Here is a 9613-nt window from a genome sequence, read left to right as displayed (position 1 = left end):
ACCCGGAAGCTAAGCCTTACAGCGCCGATGGTACTGCAGGGGGGACCCTGTGGGAGAGTAGGACGCCGCCGAACAATTATTGCGAGAAAACCCCGCACCGGGAACGGTGCGGGGTTTTCTGCGTTCACCCTCGTTTTTCGCCCTGCTTCCCTCACCCTTCTTCTCTCCGCGCCGGCCTCACCAGCTTCGTGTCGTACGCGAGGATCACGGCCTGGACGCGGTCCCTGGAGCCGGTCTTGGCGAGGATGCGGCCCACGTGGGTCTTCACCGTCGACTCGGCGAGATGGAACCGCTCCGCCATCTCCGTGTTGGTCCAGCCCCGGCCCATGGCCCTGAGGATCTCGCTCTCACGGTCGGTGAGAGCGGCCAGGCGCGGATCGGGGGAGGTGTCCGGGGCGGTGGCGGACGGCAGGTGTTGGACGTAGGCGTCGAGCAGGCGACGGGTGAGGCTCGGGGCGACCACCGCGTCGCCCGTGGCCACCGCACGTATGCCGGAGAGCAGCTCCTCCGGCTGGGCGTCTTTGACAAGGAAGCCGGAAGCACCGGCGCGCAGGCCGGCGTAGGCGTACTCGTCGAGGTCGAAGGTCGTGAGGATGAGGACCCTGGTGCTGCCGCCCGCCGCGACGATGCGGCGGGTCGCCTCGATGCCGTCCAGGCCCGGCATGCGGACGTCCATGAGCACGACGTCGGGGCGGAGACCGGCCGTCATCCGGGCGGCTTCGGCGCCGTCGGCCGCCTCGCCCGCGACCCTCATGTCGTCCTGGCTCTCCAGGAGCATCCGGAAGCCGAAACGCTGGAGGGGCTGGTCGTCGGCGATGAGGACGGTGGTCACTGCGGGGACTCCTCCGGCAGGTGCAGGTGGACGCGCCAGCCCCGCTCGGGGCGTGGCCGTGGGCCGGCCTCAAGTGTGCCGCCGTACAGGGATGTCCGCTCGCGCATCCCGGGTAGACCGCGGCCGTCGCGCGAGGCGGGGACCGGCCCGCCGTGGCCGGTGTCGGTGACGGTGAGGGTGACGGCGCCGCGGGCCCCGTAGCGGACGTCGAGGTGGGCGGTGGCCTCGGGGCCCGCGTGCTTCAGGGTGTTGGTGAGGGCTTCCTGGACGACCCGGTAGACCGTCAGCTGACGTCCCTCGGGCAGCGCGGGCCGGCCCCGGACGGCCGTACGGACGGGGAGGCCGGCCTTGCGGACGCCGTCGAGGAGCTGGTCGAGGTCGGTGAGGGCGGGTTGCGGGGCCAGCTCGGCCGCCGGGACGCCGTCGGTCTCCTCGTCGCGCAGGACGTCGAGCAGGCGGCGCAGTTCGCCGAGGGCCTGGCGGCTGGTGGTGGCGATGGCGTCCAGGGCCCGGGCGGCACGCTCGGGGGACTTGGCGGCGGCGTAGCGTCCGCCGTCGGCGAGGCCGGTGATGACGGAGAGGTGGTGCCCGATGATGTCGTGCATCTCGCGGGCTATGCGGGCGCGTTCGCCGGCGGCGGCGAGCCGGATCTGCTGGTCCCGTTCGGTCTCCAGGCGACGGGCGCGGTCCTCCCGGACCTCGGTGTAGTCGCGCCGCGTGCGGACGGTGACGGCGAGCAGGGCGACGACGCCGACGGACAGCACCTGGGAGCCGATCTGCTGATGCCATGCGCTCGCGCCCTCCCCGTAGCGGGCGACGGAGACGCAGGTCGGGGCCGTCATCAGGGCCGCCGCCCACCACAGGTGACGCAGCGGCCGGCGCAGGACGATGTGGTACAGGAGGAAGAGCTGCAGCAGGGAGGCCTGCAGGGCGGCGCCCGTCCAGGCGTTCACGAGCACGAACGGCGCGACGGCCAGGAGGGCGGCCCGGGGGTAGGTGCGCCGCCGGAGCAGGACCAGCGAGCAGCCGAGGCTCACGGTGAGCAGGAGCCGTCCCGGCACGTCGAGGTTGTGGGCGTTGTGGCGCCAGCCACCGCCGACGCAGTCGATCAGGGCCGCCGTGACCCAGAAACCGGTGAAGAGCAGGTCCCACACGAGCGGTCGGCGGCGGTCGAAGGCGCGGACCCACCGGGTGACGCGCTGGACGTACTCGGTGAGGGGTTCGGCCGCGCGTTCTTCCGGCGCGGGCTTCACGGGCTCCATCCGGCCATGGTCGGGGGTGCCGGGTGCCGAGGGCGTCCTTCCGGGGGCCGTATATCAGGTGAGAGGGGTAGTACCCGGGTATTACGGTGGCCCGCATGAGTGCCTCGGTCCCCGGTGACTACGTGATCCGCTCCCCACGCGCCGACGAATGGCCCGCCGTGAAGGAGCTGCGGCTGCGTGCCCTGAGGGACCCGCTCGCGCACCTCGCCTATCTGGAGACGTACGACGACGCCGTGGTCCGGCCGGACTCCTTCTGGCGGGAACGGGCGGCCGGGGGTGCGGAGGGCGCGGCCGGGGCGCGGCAGATCGTCGCCGAGGGGCCCGGAGGGCTGTGGCTCGGCACGCTGACCGTGCTGGTGGAGGAGGCCGGCACGACGGACTGGGCGGGGTTGCCGGTGGAGCGGCGGCAGGGGCACGTGGTCGGTGTGTTCGTGCGGCCCGAGTGGCGGGGGAGCGGGCTGACCAAGGCGCTGTTCGACGCCGGGCTGGAGTGGGCGTGGGAGAGCGGCCTGGAGCGGGTGCGGCTCATCGTGCATCCGGACAACGGGCGGGCGCGGGGCGCCTACCGGAAGGCGGGGTTCGCGCCGAGCGGGCGGACGGTACCGCTGGTGGGCGGAGCAGCCGGTGAGGTCGAGCTGGAGCTCGTACGCGAGCGGTAGCCGGGGAAGCCCGCCGGCCCTACACGGGCAGCTCGTCGTGGGGCCAGCGGGCCCGGCCCTGTTCGCGGGAGCGGAGCAGGGCCAGGGTCGGCATGCCGCGGTCCGCGCCGGTGGCCAGCAGCTCCGGGAGCTGGGGGAGCGGGGCGACGGCCGCGACGTCGTCCAGGACGAGGGTGAGTGGTGGGTCGAGGCGACCGGAGGATGACCGTTCGGCCACGCGCCGGCCGCGCTCGACCACGCTTGAGACGAGCGCCGTCAGCAGCGGCATCGCGCCGGGACTCGTCCGGGGGTCCTCGATGGATTCACCCACCACATAGAGGGTTCCCTGTTCGTGCACGAAAGAATCCAGGGCGAGGACATCGGTTCGATGGGGAGTGCAGGCCTCGCGGATGTTGACCGTCGAAAGGGCTGCCAGGGCCCGGCCGGTCAGCTGCTGGGCCATGTCCCGGCGTTCGGGGTGGGCGGTGAGGGCGCCTTCCAGCTCCCCCGCGGCACCGGCCGCGGCTTTGGGGTGGGTGCGGAGGATGCGTACGGCGTCCTGGACCTGGAGGCCCTGGGCCCAGCGGTGGACGTGGCGGACGGTGCGGCCGTCGACGGCGGCGGCGTGGAGGTAGCTGCGCAGGAGCAGCTCGGCGGTGTCGCCGACCGCCTGGTCGAGCCGGGCGGTGGGGCGGACCGGCGTGAGCAGGGCGGCGGCTCGGGCCGTGGCCGTCCCCCGGTCCTCACAGCCGGTGGTGGGGGACCAGTGGAGGCGGGCCGGGGTGTCGCAGAGGTGGCTCGGGTCGTAGAGGTGGCAGGGGCCGAGCTTCGCGCGGGCGTCCTTGGTGTCCGACCAGAGGGCCGGGTCGGAGGTGATGACGAGGACGGCGCCCTCCGCGTCGCGCAGGGCGTTCGCGGCGGTCGAGCGGCGGGTGTCCGGGGGGCCGTAGTGCACCGTGCCCTCGGAGCCGCGTGCCTCCCATCCGCCCAGCGGCCTGTCCCCGGCCACGGACGGCAGGAGGCCCGCCGACGCCTCCGGTGCCGCCGACCGCTGCGGCGCCCTCGGGGTCGGCACCTCGTGCGTCTGTACGTGCGTCTGCTCCGGCTCCCGGGTCGCCTGCTCCCGCGCTGCCGGCTCCCGGGGCGGCTCCTGCTCTGCCGGTTCCCGGGTCGGCTGCTCCTGCTCTGCCGGTCCCCGGGCCGGCTCCCGCGCCGGAAAGTGCTCCTGTGCGGTGGCCGCCCTCGCCTCCGCCCGGGCAGCCGCCGCCCTCGCCTCCGCGCGCCGCCGTCGCCGTACCGCGCGCCACCGGGCCACCGTGCCCATCACGAACACGGCCAGGACGACCAGCACCATCAGCTGCCCGATGAACAGGCCCCAGAACAGGCCGTACCCGGACAGGGCCGTCTCGGGGGTGTCCGGCCAGGCCCCGGGGAGGTCGTGGGGCTCGGCGACGAGGTGGCGCATGGCCAGGGGAGTGCCGGCGAACGTGACCCCCGTGGGCCAGGAGCCGTGGGCGAACAGGGCGGCGAGGCCGGTCGCCGTCCACACCAGCAGCGTCATGCCGAGGAGGAAGGCGAGCAGGCCGAGCAGCAGGCCGTCCGGGACGCCGCCGTCCCGGCCGTCCCGCCGCTGGTCGTCCGGTCTCATCCGTCCGTACCTTCCCCTCCGCCTACGCCACCGTTGTTTCCGACGGGTCGCCGATGTGCTGTTCCACGAAGGCCGCCGCCCGTTCCTCGGCCTCCAGTTCGGCGGCGCGCAGGGCGTCGTCGTTGAAGTCGGAGGAGGACTCGGTCATCGCGCGGTCGGTGAAGACCAGGGGGCGTTCGGTCTCGGTGATCAGGTGTTTGACCACCTGCACGTTGCCGTTGACGTCCCACACCGCGATGCCGGGGGTGAGGGTGGGGATGATCTCCACCGCCCAGCGGGGCAGGCCGAGGACGCGTCCCGTGGCCCGCGCCTCGTCGGCCTTCTGGGCGTAGATGGTCCGGGTGGAGGCCATCTTCAGGATGGCCGCGGCCTCTCTGGCCGCCGCCCCGTCGACGACGTCCGACAGGTGGTGCACCACCGCCACGAACGACAGTCCCAGTCGGCGCCCGAACTTCAGCAGCCGCTGGAACAGCTGCGCCACGAACGGGCTGTTGATGATGTGCCAGGCCTCCTCGACCAGGAAGATGCGCTTCTTCCGGTCGGGGCGGATCCAGGTGTGCTCCAGCCACACGCCGACGATCGCCATGAGGATCGGCATGGCGATGGAGTTGCGGTCGATGTGGGACAGGTCGAAGACGATGAGGGGGGCGTCGAGGTCGATGCCGACCGTGGTCGGGCCGTCGAACATGCCCCGCAGGTCGCCGTCGACGAGTCGGTCGAGGACCAGTGCCACGTCCAGGCCCCACGCCCGTACGTCGTCTATGGCGACGTTCATCGCCTCGGCCGACTCCGGCTCGGGGTGGCGGAGCTGCTCGACGATGTCGGTGAGGACCGGCTGGCGTTCGACGATCGTCTCGTTGACGTAGGCGTGTGCGACCTTGAGTGCGAAGCCCGAGCGCTCGTCGAGGCCGTGTCCCATCGCGACCTCGATGATCGTGCGGAGCAGGGCCAGCTGCCCGGTCGTCGTGATCGCCGGGTCCAGGGGGTTGAGCCGGATGCCGTGGTTCAGGGCGGCCATCGGGTCCAGCCGGATGGGAGTTATGCCCAGCTCCTCGGCGATCAGGTTCCACTCGCCGACACCGTCCTCGCCCTGGGCGTCCAGGACGACGACCTGGCGGTCCTTGAAGCGGAGCTGACGCAGGACGTACGTCTTCTCCAGCGCCGACTTGCCGTTGCCGGACTCCCCGAGCACCAGCCAGTGGGGGGCGGGGAGCTGCTGGCCGTACAGCTGGAACGGGTCGTAGATGTAGCCCTTGCCGGAGTAGACCTCGCGGCCGATGATCACGCCGGAGTCGCCGAGGCCGGGCGCGGCCGTGGGGAGGTAGACCGCCTGGGCCTGGCCCGTCGAGGTGCGGACGGGGGGGCGGGTCGTCTCCACCTTCCCGAAGAGGAAGGACGTGAAGGCTTCGGTGAGGACGGTCAGCGGGTCCCGCATCAGGCTCAGCCCCTACCTTCGGATGCCGGTGGCGAACGGAAGTGTGTTCACGAAGGCGCGGTGGTGCTCACGGTCGCACCACTCCAGTTTCAGGTACGACTTTCCGGCCGAGGCCCTTATCGTCCGCTTGTCGCGGGCGAGCGCCTCGGGGGAGCGGGAGGAGACGGTGATGTAGCCGACCAGGTTGACGCCGGCCGCACCGCTGGCGAGGTCCTCACCCCGCTGGTCCAGGCGGCCGTGGGCGGCGATGTCCCGGGGGTCGACGGTGCGGTTCATCTTGGCGGCGCGGGAGGCCTCGGCCTCGTCGTTGGTCTTCTCGGTCAGCATGCGCTCGATGGCCACCTCGGTGGGTTCGAGGTCCATCGTCACGGCGACCGTCCGGATGACGTCCGGGGTGTGGACGAGCAGCGGCGCCAGGAAGTTCACGCCGACCGGGGTCATCGGCCACTCCTTGACCCAGGCGGTGGCGTGGCACCAGGGGGCGCGGGTGGAGGACTCCCGGGTCTTGGCCTGGAGGTAGGTGGGCTCCATGGCGTCCAGCTCGGCCGGCCAGGCGTTGCGCCGGGTCATCGCCTGGATGTGGTCGATGGGGTGGTCCGGGTCGTACATGGCGTGGATGAGGGAGGCGAGCCGGCCCTGGCCCAGCGGCTGGCGCACGCGGATGTCCGCCTCCTGGAGGCGGGAGCAGATGTCGGTCAGCTCGCGCGCCATCACGACCGCGAGACCCGCGTCCCGGTCCAGCTTGCGCCCGTTCTGCGGGCGGGCGGCGCGGGCCATGGCGTTGGCCTCGGCCGCCAGCTCGCGGGTGTAGTGCATGCAGGCGATGAGGTACGCGCGGTGCTGCTCGCTGCTGGTGGACACCATCGACTGGAGCTGGTCGTACGACTGCTGCAGCCACGGCAGCGCCCTGTCGTCGCCGCGCTGGGCGACGTCCTTGGCGTGCGCGTCGGGGTCGGCCGGGAGGGTACGGGCGAGCATCTGGATGCGGGTGACGAAGCCGTCGCCGTTGGCCACGTGCTTGAGGAGGGTGCCGAAGCGGTCGACCAGGGCTTCCTGGTCCTCGGAGTCGCGCAGGCCGACGCCGGGTCCCTCGATCTCGATCGCGGCGGTGACGGTCTTGCGGTCGGCGTGCAGCAGGACGGCGATCTCGTCCGGCCCGAAGGGGGCGGCCAGCCAGGTGATGCGGCCGATGCCGGGCGGCGAGCCGACCTCGACCTCCCGGCCGTCGAGCCGGGTGCCGGCCTCGATGGCGCCGGAGCGGTAGGTGGTGCCGTTGCGGAGCGTCCGCTTGTAGCTGCGGTTGATCTCGAACCACTTGTAGAACGTCCGGTGCTTGTACGGCACGTAGACGGCCGCCAGCGCGAGCACGGGGAAGCCGACGAGCAGCACGATGCGCAGGGTCAGGACGGGGACGAGGAGCCCGCACATCATGCCGAGGAACGCGCCGACGACGATCAGCGCGATCTCACCGGTCTCGCGGTTGCGGCCGACGATCGCGTTCGGCCGGGCGCGGCCGATCAGATACGTGCGGCGGGGCGTGACCGGATGGGACACGTGGGACTCGGTCGTCAACGCCCGTCACCTCCTGTGCTCTTGGTGCTGCTGTTGCGGGTGTTGCTGGCGTGGGGCGTGTTCACCGGGCTGCCGGAGCGCGGTGCGGGTGCGGCGGAGGGGACAGTTCCGCCGCCGCCGTTCGAGGCGCGGGAGCTGTGCGCGGCGACTCCGCCGGAGGCGGGGTTCGAGGGGCGGGACGCGGAGGAGGACGAGGACTGTCCGCCTCCGGCGTCGCCGTTGTGCCGGGTGCTGTGGGTCCTGATGCCCTGGGCCACCAGGTTCGCCGGCGAGCTGATCACGGCCGCGGCCTTGCCCTCGGCGCCCTGCATGATGCGGTTGTTGCGGGAGCCGGCGATCTCGTCGCCGAAGCCGGGGACGAAGCGGTAGATCATCGCGGACGCGAAGATGGCGAGCAGGATGATCGCGAGGCCGGAGACGACGGCGGAGAAGGCGTCGGGGCCGTCGTCGGCGGACAGGGCGCCGGCGAGGCCCAGCACGATCACGATGACCGGCTTGACCAGGATCACGGCGATCATGATGCCCGCCCAGCGGCGGACGTGGCCCCACAGGTTCTTGTCGACCAGGCCGGCGTACACGACGGTGCCGAGCAGGGCGCCGACGTAGAGCAGGGCGGCGCGGATGACGAGTTCCAGCCACAGGACGCCGGCGGCGAGGATCGACACGAGGGAGACGACGATCAGCATGATGGGGCCGCCGCCGATGTCCTCCCCCTTCTCCAGGGCGCCGGAGAACGTGCCGAAGAAGGAGTCCGTCTGGTCGCCGGTCGCCTGGGCGAGGACCTCCGTGACGCCGTCGGTGGCCGAGACGACCGTGTAGAGGATCAGCGGCGTGAACGCCGACGCCAGCACGGTCAGCCAGAGGAACCCGATGGCCTCGGAGAGCGCGGTGGTCAGGGGGACGCCGCGCACGGCACGCTTCGCCACGGCGAGGAGCCACAGGAGGAGCGTGAGGATCGTCGACGCGGCGAAGACGACGGCGTACTGCTGGAGGAACTTCGGGTTCGTGAAGTCGACGTTGGCGGTGTCCTGCACGGCGGCACTGAGCTTGTCGACGGTCCAGGAGGCGGCGTCGGCGCAGCCCTTGGCGAGGGAGGAGAGGGGGTCGAGGGCGGAGGTGGGGTCGTTGAGGGTTCCACTGCGGCCGTTGCCACCGTCGGACGCGCCGTCTTCGCAGTAGTCCTTGGCGGGGCCCGCGATGAGCGAGCACGGGTCATCGGTCTTTGTCGGTGTTGGGCTGGGCTCTGCGAATGCACGCGAGGCGAGCATGACGGCAAGGGCCTGCGTGGCGACCACCACGCCGGTGAGCTTGAGCGCACGGTGCTGGTTACCGGGCATACGTGAAGCCTCCGAACTCCTGGACCGCCTTGCTCATCTCTTCGGACCCGGAGACGGGACTGTCCCCTGGGACGGGGGTCGGGCCGGTCTTCTGGGCGGTCTCCACGACCTTCCAGTCGCTCCCGTTCCAGTTCAGCTGCATGGTCACGGTGAACCAGTTGTTCGCGACGGGATTGGTTGTTTTCTCGCCAGTGAGACCGAAGAGTCCGTTGCACCAGACTTCGACGGTGGCGGCACTGTCGCTGAAGGACGTCACCTTGGTGCCTGCTGGCAATGTGCGGTTGACAAAGGTGGCGCCCGACGGGGCCTTGCCGTCCTCGCTGAGACCGATCCGCTTGAGCAAGGCCGCCGAGTAGTCCGCGTCGAAACCGGACTGGAGGCGATCGAGCGAGCCAGGATCGGAGATGGCCTCCACGATCTCATGCCGCCTGGTCCTGTCGAACATGCCGTCAGAGCCCAGTGCCACCGCGTAGTTCGCCGCCGCGCTCTGTGCTCCCTGTTCGTCCCGGGCGAAGCCCGACTGGACCGGGCGGGTTCCCGTCGGCGCCGTGGCCGATGTCTTCGGCTTGTCGGCGGCCGTGTCGTCCGCGGAAGCGGAATCGTCTCCTCCACGGTTCGCGAAGGCGATCGCGGCGATGAGGAGGACGACGACGCCGACCACGGTGACCAGGCTCCTGGAGGAGGAGCGGCCGCCGCGCCGGGGAGTGCCGTAGCCGTCGGTGTCCCCTTCGGGCAGCCGGGTCCGCGTGTGGCCGGTGCCGCCGTAACCGCCGGAGGACTGGTGGTCGTCTCCGAGACTCATGCCGCGTACGTCCCCTCGCCGTCGTGCCCGCCGTAGGAGTACGACGGTAGCCGTGCTGGTTCCCGCGCGGGCGCGGTGTGGTGACTC

At 71.8% G+C, this 9613-nt stretch carries 8 protein-coding genes and 1 rRNA gene; 2 read left to right on the top strand and 7 right to left on the bottom strand.

The window, feature by feature from the left end:
* Window positions 1–74, top strand: a 5S ribosomal RNA gene (gene rrf, locus ACVV2G_RS30700); the annotation flags it as partial.
* A 77-nt stretch (window positions 75–151) separates the two neighbouring features.
* Here the strand turns inward: rrf and ACVV2G_RS30695 are convergent.
* Both ACVV2G_RS30695 and ACVV2G_RS30690 read right to left on the bottom strand, forming a co-directional pair.
* Window positions 152–832: a response regulator gene (locus tag ACVV2G_RS30695; protein WP_453846057.1), complete on the bottom strand. Its 681-nt coding sequence runs from the start codon at window positions 830–832 to the stop codon at window positions 152–154.
* Window positions 829–2094: a sensor histidine kinase gene (locus ACVV2G_RS30690; RefSeq protein ID WP_453846056.1), complete on the bottom strand. Its 1266-nt coding sequence runs from the start codon at window positions 2092–2094 to the stop codon at window positions 829–831. Before ACVV2G_RS30690 ends, ACVV2G_RS30695 begins: the two co-directional genes overlap by 4 nt.
* A 95-nt stretch (window positions 2095–2189) precedes the next feature.
* On the opposite strand from ACVV2G_RS30690, the gene ACVV2G_RS30685 reads away from it, so the two are divergent.
* Entirely contained in the window at window positions 2190–2753 is a 564-nt protein-coding gene (locus ACVV2G_RS30685; RefSeq protein WP_453846055.1) for a GNAT family N-acetyltransferase, read from the top strand.
* Window positions 2754–2772: 19 nt separating this feature from the next.
* On the opposite strand, the gene ACVV2G_RS30680 is transcribed toward ACVV2G_RS30685, so the two are convergent.
* From ACVV2G_RS30680 to ACVV2G_RS30660, 5 genes are read right to left on the bottom strand one after another with little or no spacing between them, the layout of a single operon-like run.
* Window positions 2773–4380 carry a type IV secretory system conjugative DNA transfer family protein gene (locus ACVV2G_RS30680; protein WP_453846054.1) on the bottom strand — a complete coding sequence of 536 codons (1608 nt, stop codon included), beginning with the start codon at window positions 4378–4380 and terminating at the stop codon, window positions 2773–2775.
* Window positions 4381–4402: 22 nt separating this feature from the next.
* Entirely contained in the window at window positions 4403–5815 is a 1413-nt protein-coding gene (locus tag ACVV2G_RS30675; protein ID WP_453846053.1) for an ATP-binding protein, read from the bottom strand.
* Window positions 5816–5827: 12 nt separating this feature from the next.
* Window positions 5828–7387, bottom strand: a complete 1560-nt coding sequence (locus ACVV2G_RS30670; protein ID WP_453846052.1) for an SCO6880 family protein — start codon at window positions 7385–7387, stop codon at window positions 5828–5830.
* Window positions 7384–8724 (bottom strand): hypothetical protein, encoded by a 1341-nt coding sequence (locus ACVV2G_RS30665; protein ID WP_453846051.1) that lies wholly within the window; start codon window positions 8722–8724, stop codon window positions 7384–7386. The genes ACVV2G_RS30670 and ACVV2G_RS30665 overlap by 4 nt, the downstream gene beginning before the upstream one ends.
* Window positions 8714–9526 (bottom strand): DUF8175 domain-containg protein, encoded by an 813-nt coding sequence (locus tag ACVV2G_RS30660; protein ID WP_453846050.1) that lies wholly within the window; start codon window positions 9524–9526, stop codon window positions 8714–8716. The genes ACVV2G_RS30665 and ACVV2G_RS30660 overlap by 11 nt, the downstream gene beginning before the upstream one ends.
* Window positions 9527–9613 lie beyond the last annotated feature (87 nt).

This window comes from Streptomyces sp. JK94 (assembly GCF_053613315.1).
The sequence above is the reverse complement of the archived record's forward strand: the minus strand, read 5'-3'. Positions and strand labels throughout refer to the sequence as shown.

Excerpts from the sequence above, each read along its gene's own strand:
- ACVV2G_RS30660 (WP_453846050.1), bottom strand. The coding sequence starts at position 9,526 with ATGAGTCTCGGAGACGACCACCAGTCCTCCGGCGGTTACGGCGGCACC.
- ACVV2G_RS30675 (WP_453846053.1), bottom strand. The coding sequence starts at position 5,815 with ATGCGGGACCCGCTGACCGTCCTCACCGAAGCCTTCACGTCCTTCCTC.
- ACVV2G_RS30680 (WP_453846054.1), bottom strand. The coding sequence starts at position 4,380 with ATGAGACCGGACGACCAGCGGCGGGACGGCCGGGACGGCGGCGTCCCG.
- ACVV2G_RS30685 (WP_453846055.1), top strand. The coding sequence starts at position 2,190 with ATGAGTGCCTCGGTCCCCGGTGACTACGTGATCCGCTCCCCACGCGCC.
- ACVV2G_RS30690 (WP_453846056.1), bottom strand. The coding sequence starts at position 2,094 with ATGGAGCCCGTGAAGCCCGCGCCGGAAGAACGCGCGGCCGAACCCCTC.
- ACVV2G_RS30665 (WP_453846051.1), bottom strand. The coding sequence starts at position 8,724 with ATGCCCGGTAACCAGCACCGTGCGCTCAAGCTCACCGGCGTGGTGGTC.